Source organism: Candidatus Nitrosomarinus catalina (genome assembly GCF_002156965.1).
Lineage (GTDB): Archaea > Thermoproteota > Nitrososphaeria > Nitrososphaerales > Nitrosopumilaceae > Nitrosopumilus > Nitrosopumilus catalinensis.
Genome location: NZ_CP021324.1, coordinates 91338 through 107637 on the forward strand (window position 1 = coordinate 91338; position 16300 = coordinate 107637).

18 protein-coding genes and 1 other RNA gene are annotated in these 16300 nt (G+C 30.3%); 7 read left to right on the forward strand and 12 right to left on the reverse strand.

Annotated elements, in window-relative coordinates:
• Window positions 1-33 precede the first annotated feature (33 nt).
• Complete coding sequence (locus NMSP_RS00525) at window positions 34-828, forward strand: 50S ribosomal protein L2 (RefSeq protein ID WP_225971290.1); 795 nt, start codon at window positions 34-36, stop codon at window positions 826-828.
• A 50-nt stretch (window positions 829-878) separates the two neighbouring features.
• The gene (locus NMSP_RS00530; RefSeq protein ID WP_086906976.1) at window positions 879-1157 is read left to right on the forward strand and encodes an acylphosphatase; all 279 of its coding nucleotides are present in this window, start codon (window positions 879-881) and stop codon (window positions 1155-1157) included.
• Here the strand turns inward: NMSP_RS00530 and NMSP_RS00535 are convergent.
• The 4 genes from NMSP_RS00535 to NMSP_RS00550 all read right to left on the reverse strand — a co-directional run bounded on the left by NMSP_RS00535 (window position 1154) and on the right by NMSP_RS00550 (window position 3977).
• A complete protein-coding gene (locus tag NMSP_RS00535; protein ID WP_086908298.1) occupies window positions 1154-1486 on the reverse strand; it encodes a DUF5655 domain-containing protein in 333 nt (110 codons plus the stop codon). The genes NMSP_RS00530 and NMSP_RS00535 overlap by 4 nt on opposite strands.
• Window positions 1487-1517: 31 nt before the next feature.
• Window positions 1518-1829: signal recognition particle sRNA (gene ffs, locus NMSP_RS00540), an RNA gene on the reverse strand.
• A 34-nt stretch (window positions 1830-1863) separates the two neighbouring features.
• The gene (locus tag NMSP_RS00545) at window positions 1864-2784 is read right to left on the reverse strand and encodes a TIGR00269 family protein (RefSeq protein ID WP_086906977.1); all 921 of its coding nucleotides are present in this window, start codon (window positions 2782-2784) and stop codon (window positions 1864-1866) included.
• 41 nt (window positions 2785-2825) lie between these two features.
• Window positions 2826-3977: a site-2 protease family protein gene (locus NMSP_RS00550; RefSeq protein ID WP_086908299.1), complete on the reverse strand. Its 1152-nt coding sequence runs from the start codon at window positions 3975-3977 to the stop codon at window positions 2826-2828.
• Window positions 3978-4065: 88 nt separating this feature from the next.
• Here NMSP_RS00550 and cutA point away from each other — a divergent pair, with 88 nt between their 5' ends.
• Window positions 4066-4377, forward strand: coding sequence for a divalent-cation tolerance protein CutA (cutA, locus tag NMSP_RS00555; protein WP_086906978.1), 312 nt, complete (start codon window positions 4066-4068; stop codon window positions 4375-4377).
• On the opposite strand, the gene NMSP_RS00560 is transcribed toward cutA, so the two are convergent.
• Window positions 4374-5417, reverse strand: a complete 1044-nt coding sequence (locus tag NMSP_RS00560; protein ID WP_086906979.1) for an mRNA surveillance protein pelota — start codon at window positions 5415-5417, stop codon at window positions 4374-4376. The two genes, cutA and NMSP_RS00560, sit on opposite strands and share 4 nt — an antisense overlap.
• Before the next feature lie 32 nt (window positions 5418-5449).
• On the reverse strand, window positions 5450-5866 hold the full coding sequence (locus NMSP_RS00565; RefSeq protein ID WP_086908300.1) for a hypothetical protein: 417 nt from the start codon (window positions 5864-5866) through the stop codon (window positions 5450-5452).
• A 169-nt stretch (window positions 5867-6035) separates the two neighbouring features.
• Here NMSP_RS00565 and NMSP_RS00570 point away from each other — a divergent pair, with 169 nt between their 5' ends.
• Complete coding sequence (locus NMSP_RS00570) at window positions 6036-6455, forward strand: secondary thiamine-phosphate synthase enzyme YjbQ (RefSeq protein ID WP_086906980.1); 420 nt, start codon at window positions 6036-6038, stop codon at window positions 6453-6455.
• A 4-nt stretch (window positions 6456-6459) separates the two neighbouring features.
• Here NMSP_RS00570 and NMSP_RS08300 read toward each other — a convergent pair whose 3' ends face one another.
• From NMSP_RS08300 to NMSP_RS00580, 3 genes are read right to left on the reverse strand one after another with little or no spacing between them, the layout of a single operon-like run.
• On the reverse strand, window positions 6460-6624 hold the full coding sequence (locus NMSP_RS08300) for a hypothetical protein (RefSeq protein ID WP_192866178.1): 165 nt from the start codon (window positions 6622-6624) through the stop codon (window positions 6460-6462).
• Window positions 6625-6671: 47 nt separating this feature from the next.
• On the reverse strand, window positions 6672-7115 hold the full coding sequence (locus NMSP_RS00575; RefSeq protein WP_086906981.1) for a metal-dependent transcriptional regulator: 444 nt from the start codon (window positions 7113-7115) through the stop codon (window positions 6672-6674).
• Window positions 7116-7117: 2 nt separating this feature from the next.
• Window positions 7118-7885, reverse strand: a complete 768-nt coding sequence (locus NMSP_RS00580) for a TrmB family transcriptional regulator (protein ID WP_086906982.1) — start codon at window positions 7883-7885, stop codon at window positions 7118-7120.
• Between the two features lie 116 nt (window positions 7886-8001).
• Between NMSP_RS00580 and tes the strand changes: the two genes are divergently transcribed.
• Window positions 8002-9666: a tetraether lipid synthase Tes gene (gene tes, locus NMSP_RS00585; RefSeq protein ID WP_192866179.1), complete on the forward strand. Its 1665-nt coding sequence runs from the start codon at window positions 8002-8004 to the stop codon at window positions 9664-9666.
• Between the two features lie 131 nt (window positions 9667-9797).
• Window positions 9798-11885 (forward strand): STT3 domain-containing protein, encoded by a 2088-nt coding sequence (locus NMSP_RS00590; protein ID WP_318779018.1) that lies wholly within the window; start codon window positions 9798-9800, stop codon window positions 11883-11885.
• A gap of 77 nt (window positions 11886-11962) precedes the next feature.
• Here the strand turns inward: NMSP_RS00590 and NMSP_RS00595 are convergent, their stop codons facing one another.
• A complete protein-coding gene (locus NMSP_RS00595; RefSeq protein ID WP_086906983.1) occupies window positions 11963-13003 on the reverse strand; it encodes a methyltransferase domain-containing protein in 1041 nt (346 codons plus the stop codon).
• A 57-nt stretch (window positions 13004-13060) separates the two neighbouring features.
• Window positions 13061-14272: an asparagine synthase C-terminal domain-containing protein gene (locus tag NMSP_RS00600; RefSeq protein ID WP_086906984.1), complete on the reverse strand. Its 1212-nt coding sequence runs from the start codon at window positions 14270-14272 to the stop codon at window positions 13061-13063.
• Between the two features lie 96 nt (window positions 14273-14368).
• Between NMSP_RS00600 and NMSP_RS00605 the strand changes: the two genes are divergently transcribed.
• Entirely contained in the window at window positions 14369-15268 is a 900-nt protein-coding gene (locus NMSP_RS00605) for an SDR family NAD(P)-dependent oxidoreductase (RefSeq protein ID WP_086906985.1), read from the forward strand.
• On the opposite strand, the gene NMSP_RS00610 is transcribed toward NMSP_RS00605, so the two are convergent.
• Window positions 15265-16215: a glycosyltransferase family 4 protein gene (locus NMSP_RS00610; protein WP_086906986.1), complete on the reverse strand. Its 951-nt coding sequence runs from the start codon at window positions 16213-16215 to the stop codon at window positions 15265-15267. The genes NMSP_RS00605 and NMSP_RS00610 overlap by 4 nt on opposite strands.
• Window positions 16216-16300 lie beyond the last annotated feature (85 nt).

The window sequence follows — 16300 nt, forward strand, 5'->3', positions numbered from 1 at the left end:
CTCTAATCTAATTTTTATACCTTTGTGGTAATTATGTCCTATTCTAATCCATACCAAAGCTTAAAATTCTCTTTTCAGTTTGAAACGATCAACTTGGGTAAAAGACCATTAGTACGTAGACGAGGCCGTGGAGGCAATCAATTTAGATCGACTTCCACTGGTAAAGTAGGAAAAACTGCAAATTATCCACGTTTTCCACTAGCAGAAAATCATGTTGGGGAAATTATTGATTTAGTTCACGAGCGTGGACGAGAAGCACCTTTATCTAAAGTTAGATTTGAAGACGGTTCTGTTTCCTTTATTCCCGCAGTATTAGGAACTAAAGTTGGAGAATCATTACAATTTGGATTAAAATCAAAAATTGAACAAGGAAATGTAATTAGTGTTCAAAATATTCCTGACGGAACAATTGTTTGTAATATTGAAAGACATTTTGGTGACGGTGGAGCTATAGTCAAATCTGCAGGAACTAACGCAACTATTTTCTCTCATGGAGATGATGGTGTAACAATTAAACTTCCTTCAGGAAAATTTGCAACTCTCAATCCAAAAAATAGAGCCATGATTGGTACTCTAGCTGGTGGCGGAGCAACCGAACGTCATTTCATGAGTGCTGGAAACAAATGGCGAAGTTTCAAAGCTAAAGGAAAGAAATACCCAATTGTTAGAGGTGTTGCACAAGCAGCATATGTTCACCCACACGGTGGTGGTCGTCACCAACACGTTGGACAAAGTTCTACTGTTTCTAGAGATGCTCCTCCTGGTGCAAAGGTAGGAAGTATTGCTGCTAGAAAAACTGGTCGAGCTAGAATTAAAGAAAGAAAGTAGTTTATTTTTAAACTTAAAATTGATTAAGAACTTTCTTATGTTTTCTATTAATGACAAATCAACGTGTTAGATTATTTGTAACTGGTAGGGTACAGGGAGTTTTCTTTCGTCAGAGTCTAAAAGCTAAATCTATTCAAAATAATGTTTTTGGATGGGTAAAAAATCTTCCAGATGGTCGTGTTGAATGTGTTTTAGAAGGTACAGGAGACAATGTTTCTAAACTTGTTAAATGGGCACATGTTGGTCCAGCTAATTCAATTGTTGAAAATGTTGAAATACATGATGAAGAATTTAACAATGAATTTTCAAAGTTTGATGTTTTGTATTAGTGAATATTTTCATAAGCATTTTTGAAAAATTCAGTAAATTCTGAAATTTGTTGTTCTTTTTTTATTTGAATAACCTGAATTGGATCTTTTCTGCTTCTTTGAATTTTAATTTTTACACCATCTTTTTCTGGTTCTACATCGAGAAACCATCTAAATGTCATTGATTTACAAAATACAACTCTATGCATTCGAACATCTTCTAATACATTTTCACCTAATTTGAAGCAGAATTCTCTTATTGAATCAAAAAGAGGTAATACATCTGCTGGAATTTGTTTTTTAAAATCGTCATAATTTCTTTTGTTGCCAAATGAAATAATTCCTTCCATAACCATGCAAATTTGATTTTAATTATAAAGGTAGTAGATCCGCTGGTTCCAGTCTAGACGAATAGCCCCATTTCAAGGCATACAAGATCCGCCACGTAGACGAGGAAGCGTGGATGCTCCACCTTAGGATTGCTCCCTCCCGGACCTCATCCCTTTCGATAGTTCGGTCTTAGAAGTTATTCCTTCGAATATTTCTAGTCCTGCAACCACCCGCCTCGGCGTGATTTCATTTCCGCACACCAAGCGGGAATTACCCATCTAGAGATTTACCCAACAGTTGCTGATCTCTGCATATAGCCGGTTTCAGAATAGGGCACGGCTGGCACCCCAATCCTACCTACTACCGCTTTTTCTAAAGATGGTATGTTATATTTGCATTAGGTTTGATTTGATTTTAATTTCAAAACCATAGTGCATACTGAGCATATCTTCCCTGTACATTCAGAACCACATTTTTCACAATTTGTTTTATTTTTAGAGTTTGAATCAGAACTTTTCATTACTTCAGATACTTTGATTATTGATTGATACAAATTATTTTTAATTCCACTTCGTTGATTTTCTAACGAATTTAAAAATTCACGAATGTCAGTTCTTATACCTTCATTCATGTGAGGACATGGTTCAGATTGAAATGGTAGATTATTTGTAAATGCATAAAAAACTATTTCAGATTCATAGATTTCGCAAAATGGTTTTATTTTTCTTAAAGAATTTGTAGCTGTATCTGGATTCATCCAACCAACTTTAGTTGTATCTCCTGAAAGCATATTTATCACAAAAGTTTGTAATGTGTCATCTAAATTATGTCCTGTTGCAATTAGATCTGCTCCAATATCTTTTGCTGCATAGTCCATTGCACGTCTTCTAAATGTTCCACACATTGAACATGATGATGTTTTTTCATTTTCTCGCAAGTCTAATGCTTCATCAAGTGTTAACTCAAAAAGATCCTTGTAAGAATATATTTTATATTCAACATTTAATTCATTACATACTTTTTTCACAATTTCTAATGCCTCATTCCTGTAACCTGGAATTCCTTCATCTATTGTAATCACTTTAATTCTAAAACTGTGAGTTAATGACATTTCATGAATAACTTTTAACAATGCAAGTGAATCTTTACCTCCTGAAACAGCTACGGCAACTAATTCATTATGTTTTATCATTTTATATTTTGAAATTGTTTTGGCTGTCTTTTTTACAATAGATTTTGAAAAGCATTGTGAACATAATTTCTCTCCAGAATATTTTCTTGTATATGCTGGAGGGTTTTCACATCTGTCACATTTCATGAAATTAATTGTAATTTTTCATTAATGATTCTTTAGGTAAATTAGATTGTAAACCATCCTGATTTCATATATGATAAAGCAATATTGAGACCAAATAACACAAAGGTGAATGCATAAATTCCCCACATTGTCATTTTAACTGCTTTTTCTGAAATTCTTTTATCAATAATAATATGAATGAATTTCCCCCCGTCTAGAATTGGTAATGGTAACATGTTGATTATTCCTATGAAAAATGAAATCATCCATAACCATAACAAGAACATTGAAACAGTTGGATCATTCCATTCAATGAAATTCATTACAGGTTTGTATGTGAATGAATTATCTCTCATTATCCCAATTAATCCTCTTTCAGGATCATCTGGTGCTGGCATTACTAGTAATTCAAAATTCAACGGTTGACCTTCTCTAAGTACTGAAACAGTGGCAGTTTCACCTGGATTCAAACTGGGGAAATCCGCTGGAATAAGAATCGGTATACCATTAATCGAAGTAATTATGTCGTTTCCAAGTAATCCAGCTTGTTCAGCTCCTGAATTTTCTATTATTGAAAGTATCAAGACACCTTCAGGTAATTCATAAAATATACTCAATAATGGTTCTGGAACAACCATTGCAAAAAATGGATTTGTTAACAAAATAACTCCTAACACTAGTGCAAACAAAACATTTGAAGTTGCACCTGCTCCTATTACCCTTAATTTAGAAATCTTTTTTGCTTTTTCAAATTCTTCTTCATCTGGTTCAACAAAACCTGCAAACATTGCAATAAAAATTGCAAAACCACCTGTTTTGATTCTAATTTTTTCAAGTGCAGCTACAATTCCATGTCCGCCTTCATGCATTACGAGTACAATTGGGATAGAAAGTAAAAAGTAAGTAATGGCTGGTGCGGAAGTTAATGTAACACCCGGAATTAATACGGTTAATTCGTTAAATTCTGATTGTGCAACAAAAAAGTTTGAAACATTATTTAGTAAAAACCAAAATGCAAAACCCATCATTATGAATCCTGCAATAACGCTCACATTTGCAAATACAGATACTGCTGATCTTGTTCTACCTAGAATTTTTATTAAAAGTTCATTGACTCCTTTATTTTTATAAACTAGACTGTATGCCTTAATTTCAAAACCAAATCGCTCTAACTTTAGAGCCTTGGCTGATATGAAAATAACTACCCAAGCCATTAAGACATAGATTATCGAATTTTCTGTAATAAAATCAAGTTCCAAACTAATTGTTAATTTTTTAAAGTACGGGCATTTATCGTTTACTATGAAACCAGTGGTTATTGTATCAACATATCCTAATAAAAAATCAATTTTAAAAATTGCTAATGAACTTGTTAAAAATAAGACTATAGCATGTGTTAATATTTCAAAAATTGATTCAGTATATTCCTGGAACGGGAAAATTCAAAATTCTCCAGAATATATTGCAATATTCAAAACTGTGACAAAAAATAAAATTAAACTCAAAAATATAATTGAAGAAACTCATCCATATGATGTTCCTGAAATAGCTGAAATTGATGTTAATTCAATAAATAAATCATATTTGAACTGGTTAATTGAATCAACAAATTAAGTCTCTAAAGAATATCTTAACAAAGAAACTATTCCACCTAAACCTGTAACTCTTAATCCGATATCTGTAGATGAATCAACACTGTAAATTTTAACCCCTTTATTTTCTACATCGTTTAGGAAATCCATTATTTCTTGTTCATTATTGTCTTGAATTATTTTATCTGAAAATACTATTGATTCTACTGCGCCAATTTGATTGGCATCTAACGTTTCATTATATCCCATTGTAAATTTTTTACTTTTCTTATTTGCAAGAATCATAATTTCATCAATTATTGCTGCAGCTTTTGCTAATTTACTATCTGACATTATCTCATGCATTGTTTGAGATTTTGTAAATGTGTAAATGCCATCTTCTCCACCTGAATCTACTCCATCAACAACTTGAATCTTGTATTTTTGTGATTTTTGTAAATGATTTGCAAATCTTTTTTTTGTTTCACCTGGACCAAAAATTATTATCATGTCTCCCTCTTTAAAAATAGAATTCATTGCCTGCTGTACATGTTCAAAGAATTTTTCAATTTTAAAATTAGTTTTGTATCTCTTTCCTCCAGATCCAGAGTACATATTTGGCATAAATTCTAAATGTGTTCCTCTTAATCTTGCAATTCCACAGTCCGCAGTATCAATTGCAATTAGTACAAAACTGACTTGATTATTACTTGATTTCAAAAGTTTTTTCTCTACTGGCAACCATTTTTTCTTTGAAATTGTAATTCCATCATTTAGTTCTAAAATAAATGAATGATGTGAACCGTGTGGTACTGATTCGTTACTTGATTCAGAAATAATTCCACTAATTCTCAGTTTATCTAAAACTTCATCAAGAGAAATTTTTTCCACAGTTAATGCAATTCTAATTTTGATTCTTTCACCTTTGTCTGGTCTAGCATATTCTTTATCTTGTTTTAGAACTCGTGTAGTATCACCAATCACTTTGTCATTTTCTCTAATTATTCGCCGTAAATTCAATAAATCTTCTGAATCTTCGGGAATTACTGAAATTAAATTCTCATCTATTGTTTTTGTAATCATATTAGTAAAATAATTTACAAAAAGTAAAGTGTTTAGTTTGTAGTTTCAGTTGTTTTCTCTTCTTGTGATTTTTTCTTTAGATAATTTTCAACCCAATCTAAAGTAAGAACACCTGCTTCTGCTAGATTTGTTAAAGAATTTGGAGAAGCTTCCCCTGTTACTTTGCCTTCCATTCTTCTAATTTGTCTCCATTTGAGTGATGTATTTCCACTTTTTGAATTGTAAATTATTCCAAGTACATCTCTTGCGTTCATAAATTTGATATCTCTGATTTTTTTCAATGTTACTTTATCTGCTGCTTCTACGTATATTGCACCCAAATTATCTTCTCTTTCTGCAAATACCTCTGAATCTTCTAAATAATTTCTTGGAGCATAAGATTTACACGTACTAGAAATGATAAATCTTCTAAAACTTTCCAATGTTGCAGGAGTACTAATCGTGACCATTTTTTTTAACTTACTATTTGCCATTTATCAAGCTTCTTGAAAGACTCAAAAGGAATATCTCTAAAAACTGCCTACAGGCTATGATGTTCCTATCCCTCTGATTAATGATGAGGATCTTGAGTTCTGAGCCTGCTTCATGATTTTAATTGGTAATGAATTTTGAAAAATTATGAAATCATTAACTAAACATCTTACATTTAATATTAAATCTCGAAGAGGGTTTGTCAATATTACACCTGATGTTAGAAAATTAGTAGATCAAAGTAAAGTCCAAGAAGGACTATGTCTTGTTAATGCCATGCATATCACTGCAAGTGTTTTTATCAATGATAATGAGGATGGATTACTTCATGACTATGAAAAATGGTTAGAAAAATTAGCACCTCATGAACCAATTGAACAATACAAACACAATGATACTGGAGAAGATAATGCTGATGCACATCTAAAAAGACAAGTAATGGGGCGTGAAGTAGTTGTTGCAATTACTAATGGTAATCTAGACTTTGGTCCTTGGGAACAAATTTTTTACGGAGAATTTGATGGTAAGAGACCAAAAAGAGTTTTAGTTAAAATTATTGGTGAATAGTTTTCTATCCAAAATCTGCATCACGTTTTTGACTCTGTGATTCGTTCTTTCTTGCAGCATCTCTAAATGCATCATCATGGTTTTGAGGTCCATGTTGACATTTCACACATGCGATTTTGAAACCATCTTCATTTTTAACATAAGTTTCACATCCACAAAAACATGCCATAACAATTGTAATTTCTAATCTGATATATCTTTTGGGATATTTTTAATTTATTTACAGCATTCGCCTTTTGGAATGTCATGCGTATGTGGACATTTTCTTGGATGTCCTAACATTGTACATAATGCATCTGTGAATTGTTTATTCATGTGATGCTCAATTCCGCATACCATTTCTTCATCAATTTCCACTTTTAATGCACTATCCATTAAGACTTCTAATAATCTACTATTCCTCATCATACTGGAACCAATTACTTCTCCTTCTTCTGTAAGAGTTACACCTGCTTTGTTATATTCTACAAGATTTTTAGCATTTAGTTTTTTTAGCATTTGAACTACACTTGGTTGTCTAATGTTGAGCATTTTTGCAATTGTACTAATTTTAACATCCTCGCCTCTTTCTCTAATGTGCCAAATTGCTTTTAGATACATCTCAACATGTTCTGCTTCTGCAGTTCCAACAAATAGTGTTTCATCTTTTAGTATGTCCATAGCTATACCTTCTTTGAATCTTTTAATAAATATTCGAAATATTGACGTGCAATTCCAGCTAAACCAATATGATCAGCCCAAATTGCAATAATATCAGATGAATTTTCACCTGCAATTTCAGGACCTAATAAAATCACAACGTATCTTTTATCCGAGATTATTCCACCTCCAAACAAACCTTTCTTAATTTTAACTTCTGCGACTCTTTTGATTGCTGTAATTGATTCTTTATCGATTTTATCTGATGTAAGAATTGTAATTTTTACTCCTTTATCGTGTAATGCTCTTAATTTTGGTAATGCTTGTTTAACTAATTCTACACCCGCTTCTGGCAGTGTGATCATTACTTCGTCTCTGCAACTATCTACCATCTCTAAAATTTTTGCAGTAATGTTAATTGCCCCTGATAAAACCCAAATATCTGGTTTTTCACTTATACCACTTTTTTCATACAGTGGAACTAATTCATTTAAAATTACATTTTGATTTTGTAGAAAATCATTTTCCATCTTTTGTTTTGTACTTTCTACTCCTGTTGCTGGTGATTTTGCAAAATATTTTGTTGGTCTTGAATCATCTGAGCCAATCCATCCTTTTTCTTCTAGTGTCCCTAAAACTTCATAGATTTTTGAATATGGCACACCTGATTTTTGACTAAGATCAGATGCTGTCATTTCTCCAGACTTTAGTAATGCAGAAAATGTTTTGATTTCATAACTTGTAAGACCAATTTTTTCTAGTGACTTTTTTGTTTTATCTGATATGCTCATCCGATCTAACCGATCAGTTTTGATATTTAAACCCGTCACGACTGTTTACTAAATTCCCCACGGGGGTAAGTGTGAAACAGATTATATACTGTTTTTTTAGAAATCTAAGTACAAGCATGGCACTAATTCAGATTTCCAATCAATCAAGTAAGAATTTGGGTAAAAAATCTACTATCAGATTTACTCAAAGTATCTGTCCTGATTGTAACATGATTTTAGATGCCGAAGTCTTTGAAAGAGATAATCAAGTTTTCATGTCAAAAATTTGTCCAACTCACGGTGAATGTGAGGAATTATACTTTGGTTCTTATGAAATGTACAAAAAATTCAGTACTTACTGGATGGATGGCAAAGGTGCACATTCTCCAAATGTAATGATTGACAAATGTTCTTGTCCAAATAACTGTGGTTTGTGTTCTAATCACTTATCTCACAGTGGATTAGCAAACATGATTGTAACTAACAGATGTGATTTGACATGCTGGTATTGTTTCTTCTATGTAAAGAAGGGACTTGAAGGCGCTTACATGTATGAACCAGATCATACACAAGTTAGAGGTATGATGAAGACTCTAAGAGCAGAAAGACCAATTCCAGGAAACTCTATGCAGATTACCGGTGGTGAACCAATGCTCAGAGATGATATTGCTGATGTTATTAAAATAATGAAAGAAGAAGGCGTTGACCATATTCAGATGAATACAAATGGTATTAGACATGCCATGGATCCTGAAGCAGCAAGAGAAGTTAGACTTGCTGGATGTAACAACTTGTATCTTTCCTTTGATGGTGTAACTGCAAGAACAAATCCTAAAAATCACTGGGAAATTCCATATGCTCTTGATAGTTGTAGAAAAACAGGTACTACTGTTGTATTTGTTCCAACTGTTATCAAATCAATTAACGATCATGAATTAGGCGGAATTATTAGATATGCACAAAAGAACATGGATGTAGTTCACGCTGTAAACTTCCAACCAGTATCATTAACTGGTAGAATGGGTAAATCTGAACGTGAAAAATACAGAATTACAGTACCTGATTGTGTTCAAAGAATTGAAGAACAAACCAATGGTGAAGTAACTGTTGATGATTGGTTCCCAGTTCCAAGTTGTATGCCACTAACTAATGTAATTGAAGCATTCTCAAGCAAACCAAAATACGAATTGTCTATTCACTTTGCTTGTGGTGCAGGAACTTACATCTTTGAAGATGCTGATACAAAGAAATTTGTCCCATTAACTAAATTCTGTGACATTCAAGGAATGTTAGAATTATTTGAAGATAAATCTGAAGAGATTCGTTCTGGTAAGAACAAGTACTTTACAATGCTTGAAGTTGTAAGAAAACTCAAAGGCTTTGTTGATACTAAAAAGCAACCAGCCGGATTAGATTTAGCAAAAATGTTTGGTAACATTCTCATGAAGAGATCATTTGATTCAGTTGGTTCATGGCACGTCAAAGGATTATTCCTTGGTATGATGCACTTCCAAGACAAATACAATGAAGATTTAGAGAGATTACAAAGATGTGATATTCACTATGTTACTCCAGACCTTAGAATAGTCCCATTCTGTGCATTTAATGTAATTCCAGAATGGTACAGAGACAGAATTCAAAAGAAATATTCTATCACTGTAGAGGAATGGGAAGAACGTGAAGGTGTAAAACTCGAAGATGGTCTATACAGAGGTCTTATGAGACGTGGTGCAGGCGATGAACTTGCTGCTGGCTGTGCAAAGAGTCAGATGTTCCATGATGCATCTCAAGCAACAATGTAGTTGAATTTTCATTCAAAAGAGTAATAACAGTTTAAACTATAGCTTTTACGTTGAAGTCTGATAGAATATTATTTCAATCTGATATATTCACTTTCAAATTAAATCATCTCATAATAATTGGTGTATTGATTTTGGCATTTTCAATATCAATGTCAATTCGTTCCCAACCTCTTGACTATGGATACGAATTAAATGAATTTGATCCATTTTTTAATTTTCGTGCTACTGAATATATTATTGAAAATGGGTTCTCTGAATATTTTCAATGGCATGATAATAAAAGTTGGTATCCTGAAGGAAGGAATGTTTCAGCTACTTCACAAATAATGCTTCATTCGACAGCAGCAATCACTTATCAACTATTTGGAGGAAACTCATCATTATATGATTATACAATTATGTTTCCTGCAATCATTGGTTCATTAACTGTAATTGTTATTTTTGCTTTAGTTAGATTGCTTGGAGGAAATTTAGCTGGTATGATTGCCTCGTTATTATTTGCAGTATCTTTGCCAATAATTCTTAGAGGTACTGCTGGATGGTTTAAATCTGAACCATTAGGAATTTTTTATGGTATACTTGGATTATACTTATTTTTGAGTGCAATAAAATCTAAAAATCAAAAAATCACAATTCTAAAAATTGTTTTTGCAAGTATAGTTATGGCTTTTGGAATGGCATCTTGGGGTGGAAACCAATTTTTTATAATCCCTGTTGGATTATTCATTTTAGCATTACCTTTTGTTAATAAAGATCATAAATTTCTATTATGGGGTGTTCCGTTATTTGTAGGATTATTCTTATTAATTTCAAGTTTGTTTGAGAGACCTGGTCCAAATTTTGTTTTTGGTTTAGGTGGAATTTCGTTAATGATTCCAACTGTCTTTCTTATTATTTGTATAATTATTCAAAAAGTTAGTAGTGAAAAAAATAAAATTAGAAATGGATTATTTTTCTTATTTTCTATTTTTATTTTAGCTTCATTCTTTTTAGCTCTAAGTTCTCAATTTGATTTATCAAACGAAAAATTAGATGAAAATTTTATTCCATTACCAAGTTTTAGATATCTTAATGCATTGAATCCCTTCTTAACCAATAGTGATCCATTAGTTGATTCTGTTGGAGAACATGCTCCAGTTTCAACAAACTTATCTTTCTTATTACATTCTATATGGATGATTTTTGCTGGATTAGGAATTTGGTTACTTTTCTCTAAAAAAATATCTCAAAATGAAAATTATGTTAAAAATGATATGAAATTGTTTGTACTTATTATTGGAATCAGTGGAGCTTATGTTAGTTCGGCATTTATTAGATTGGAAATATTTGCATCTATTACATTAATTATTTTATCTTCTATTGGATTGTCACTTTTGACAAAAGAAATTTTTAAAATTAGTTTTTCTAATAAGAAAAATTATTTGATTAAAATTTTATATTCAATTATTATAATTTCTTTTTTTACTACTCCCCTTGTATATCCAGAACAAGGTAATTGGATCAATGTTGTAGATGAGCCTCCAATAATTTTTACTGGTGCATCAATGTATCCGCCAACTAATGATTGGTTAGAAACAATGGAGTGGATTAAGGTTAATACTCCTGAAAATGCCAAAATTGCTGCATGGTGGGATTATGGATATTGGATTACAGCCTTATCTGAAAGAACTACGTTTGTTGACAACGCGACACTTAGTACTAATGAAATTCAAAAAATGGCCACGGTATTAATGAGTCCACCTGAAGAAAGTTGGAAAATGTTGAAAGAAATGAATGCTGATTATGTTCTTGTATTTGTTGCTGCTCAAGACATAGGAAACAATTCAGAAAATGAGCCTTTATACGTTGTAGGTGGGGGTGGTGATGAATCAAAGGTATTTTGGATTTCAAAAGTTGGTGGATTTCCCGCAGAAAAATATTTAGAACTAGATGTTAAAACTCCAAAACCAAATTTTTATGAAAATACACTGCTTGGCAAATTAATTCCATTTAGTCCAGTTGTGTATTATCAACCTTCGACTGAAAAAAATTCTCCAGTTTATAAAAATGGATTTATTGAAATTAGTGTTAAAAATATAAAATATAATTCTGACAATGATCCATTAAAATTAGTTTATGCATCCCCTAGTTTTATGAATGATAATGATGGCGAACTTCTTTTTGTAGTACTTTATGAAGTAAATAAAAATTATAATTTGTCTTATAATCCTCTCAACTAACTTTTTGAATAAATTTTTTATCTTTAATTTATTCTAAAAATTTTCTAAATTATTCCACTTTTTAAATATTTTTAAGCTTATTTTTTTCCATTTATGCTAAAACCACTTTCAATTTCATTAAAATGAATAATTTTTAATTTAATATCTTTAAACCATTTTCTAACCTCGTTTTTTGAATGTCTAAATGCAAATTTTGGATAGTACCAATCATAATTTGTAGCAACACTTTGTTCAAATGGAACATCTGGAGACCACCAACATTTAAGAAAATTCCAATATAGAAATCTTTGAACATCATAGGTTCCTGCTTTAATTTCAAGTAGGGGAATATCTTCTTTGATTGTAATCTTTTTCTTTAATTGTGATAAACTCTTTCCTAAAAATGCCATACTTTTAGAAAATTCCATACATTGTTTTTCAGTCATGTTAATGGTAGTTTTTCTAATATGATCATCTGCAAATTCTCGCAATGCTCCTTTTTTTCTATATACATAAATCGAAATAATTCCATTTTTTACTAATAGTTTTGAAAGTATTTTGAATGAAGATTCTGTATCTTTAGTATGATGTAATACTTGATCTGAACAAATAAAATCAAAAAAATTTTTTTTAAATGGCAATTTTCTTATGTCTGCTTGTAAAAAATGAATGTTCTTTATTTTACCATATTTTTTATATGCAAATTCTATACTTTCACTAGCATCAATTCCAAAAACTTGAGCATTTGAGTTGGATGAAAATAATTTTGCACTATTTCCAACTCCAGTACCTGCATCAAGAATTGTAGAACGAGTTTCTAAGAATTTATTTAATTTTGAAATTGTTTTCCAACCAAATCTTTCTAAAAACCATTTTTTTTGACCATCAATCCATTTTTTATTATGATAAGTTTTGTTAAAATGTCTCCATTTTGATGAGAATGCATCTTCGGTATTTACAAAATCTTTTTGTTTATCTATTACTAATCGAGGAATTCCTCTAATTATGGGGAAATTATGTTTTTTAAGGCACGTTAAAGTTCCTTGAATAATTTCTTCTTTTTGTTTTTTCTTTATTTTTAATGAAAATTTTGTCTTACATTCTGGACAAACAATTTGTTCAACTAATTTTGATTTCAATTATTACTATGATTTTTTGGGTAAATAAAAATTAGTTGCATTGGTGAATGGCATTTTTTAAATAGATAATTTTGTTTCTGGATTCATTTCTTTTGTAACAAAAATTCTATACCAAATTTCAAACGCTAATAATCCTAAAAATTTGTTAACATATCTAACATCTGGTATTTCATCAAGTCTTTTAAGGTGTTTCTTAACCCAAATTCCATTAATCCATTTATCTTTAATAATTCGTGCATTATCTAAATAATAATTACAAATTTCTTTACCGTATGAATTCCATAAATTAATAGTATTTACTGAAAAACCTTGCTTATTTGGTGTGATTAGGTCTGAAGAAATATGTTTAGATAAAATTTCTCGTAATGGAAGTTTTCCAATATTTTTATTTTGATTATATTTAATTGAATTTTTTAAATGTGGTGCATATTGCATTAATTCTTTTGATAAAATTGGTGTAATTGGTTTAAGATCAAAGAAATTATGAAAACTAGTATTAAGTGGAATCCAGTTGTACAATAATTTTCCATTAATATCTGCTAAAAATACTTGATCTAGTGGAGATAACGAATTATCAAAATATGGAATAATTTTTGAATAAATTTCATCCCATGAGAAATTTGATTTTGACTCAAACAATTCAATTTGATCTGGAACCCAGTCACGTTCATGGCATTCTAAATATAATTTCACTCGATCTAAGGGACTCATATCTGAATAAAAATTTGATAAATATTTTTGATATCTGAAAGTGTATCCTCCAAATAATTCATCTCCACCATCACCTGACACTAAAGATGTTGAAAATTTTGAAGCAGTTTTTACCATGTGATACCAATGCGTATCCCAAAATGGCATTTTGATTATGCTAATTGCTTTTGGAAGAAATTCAAGAAAATTTTCAATTGAAATAATATTATGATCTGCATTAAACTTGTTTGCTATATTTCCTGCAATTCTTGTTTCATCAACACTATCTGCAAATTTTAGAGAAATGGCATCAATTTTGATATCTGGTTTAGTTTTACGAAGTAATGACATTACAAGAGTTGAATCAACTCCTCCACTTAGTGCAATTGAAACATGTTTGTCTTGAACTTCATTTTCTATTTTTAAGGAAATTGATTTTTCTATGTATTCTAAATAATTTAATTTTTCTTCAGGTAAAAAATTATTTGAAATAAATTTATTTTTATTATCGTCTATTGACGGAGAATATCTTAAAGTTAATACCTCTTTAATAATTGAAGAATAATTGTTAATTTCCATAATTTAATATCCAATTTTGTTCATAATTTTCCATGTTTATAAGATTCTATTTTGTTATTAGTTAAGATTTAAAGATGTGTTAGATTCAACAAACATGTGAAATTTGTTATTACTGGTGGTGCAGGATTCATTGGAAGTCATATTGCAAAACATTTAGTTGAAAAAAATCATGATGTTATAATAATAGATAACCTCTCAAGAGGAAGATTAGAAAATTTATCTGAAATTAAAGAGCAAATTGAATTTAAAAAAATAGATATTTTAGATTTTAATTCGTTAAAAGATGTAGTTTCTAATTCTGATGGGATTTTTCATCAAGCAGCATTAACTTCTGTACCTGAATCATTTTTACAAAAAGAAAAATATCATAATGTGAATGTAAAAGGTACTGAAAACATATTCAAATTAGCTAAAGAATTTGGAAAAAAAGTTGTATATGCAAGTAGTTCAAGTGTTTATGGAAATACTACAACAATTCCCATTCAAGAAAATTTTGAAAAAAATCCCATTAATCCATATGGAATAACAAAATTAGATGATGAAAAACTAGCACAAAAATATCATAATTTAGGAGTATCCATAATTGGTTTAAGATATTTTAATGTCTATGGGGTTGGTCAAACTAATGATTATGCTGGTGTAATTACAAAATTTATCAATCAAATTAATCTAAATGAATCCCCAATAATTTTTGGTGATGGATTACAGACTAGAGATTTCATATCTGTAGAGGACGTTGCTAAAGCAAATTTATCATCAATGGAAAGTAATACTGATTTCTCATTTTTGAATATTGGGACAGGTATATCTACATCCGTTAAAACATTAGCAGAAATAATGATGGATCTTTCAGGAAAAACATTAGAATTAAGTTATGATGATTTACCACTAGGTGATGTAAAAGATAGTTTAGCTGATGTATCTCTTGCAAAACAATTGATTAATTGGAATTATGACACATTATTAAAAAATGGTTTAAAAAAATTCTTTTTTTAAGATCTTTGTAAATCCTCATAAAATTTAACATATTTTGGAAGTAGAATTTCCCATGTAAGATTTTTCATTACAAATTCATAACCTGAATCTGCAAGTTTTTTTGAAGTTTCATCATCTAAAAGTAATTTGTTAATACTGCTCAATAACATTTTTGGATCATTAGGCGGAATTAAAATCCCTGTTTCATTATTTGTAATTAGTTCTGGAATACCTCCTACATTTGTTGCAATGATTGGAATTTTAAGATAAAATGCTTCTTTAATTACTTGTGGAATACTTTCCATTCTTGATGGGACTACTAGTATACTAGATGCTTTGAGATTTTCCATTGCTTTTTCCCATGTCATATCTGTACAATAGATTATTTTTGCATCAATTTTTGATTCGATTCCTCTTAGAATATCGATTCCTTTTTCATGACTATTTCTTCCAATGAATATTATTTGTTTTTCTTTTTTTTCTACATTTTTTAATTTTTCAAATTTTTTTATGTCTAAAGGAGCATAAAAAAATTCAAAATCTACATTCAATTTTTCTTTGTACATTTTTTTAACAATTTTAGAATCAGTTGTTAGTTTGTCAGCCCATTCTAGTACTTTAGTTTCAGTAACTTTAGCAGCAGTAGAGATAGTTTTAGAATGTAATACATCCACTTGTTCAGAATAAACACCGTGAATGGATAAAACTTTTTTCTTTGCTTTTGTATATTTCATAGCAAAAGCTGATGGGACATTAAATGCATGAACAATATCATATTTTTCTGTCCCTACTATTGCTTTCAATGAACTAAATGCCGCAAAACTTGGATTTTTTAATTTTCTAATTGGAATGTGTGGTACATGCATTAATTTAATATCAAATCCATATTCTTGTAATTTTTCATAAACTCTAAATGCATGTCCTCCTATACCTCCAGAATATCTTGGAGCAATAAACAAAATTTTCATTTCTTACATAAATATTAAAATTCTTGCCTTAATGAATTTGTTCAGAATAAAAGTAGTAAATCATATAATCCAAATTAATAATACT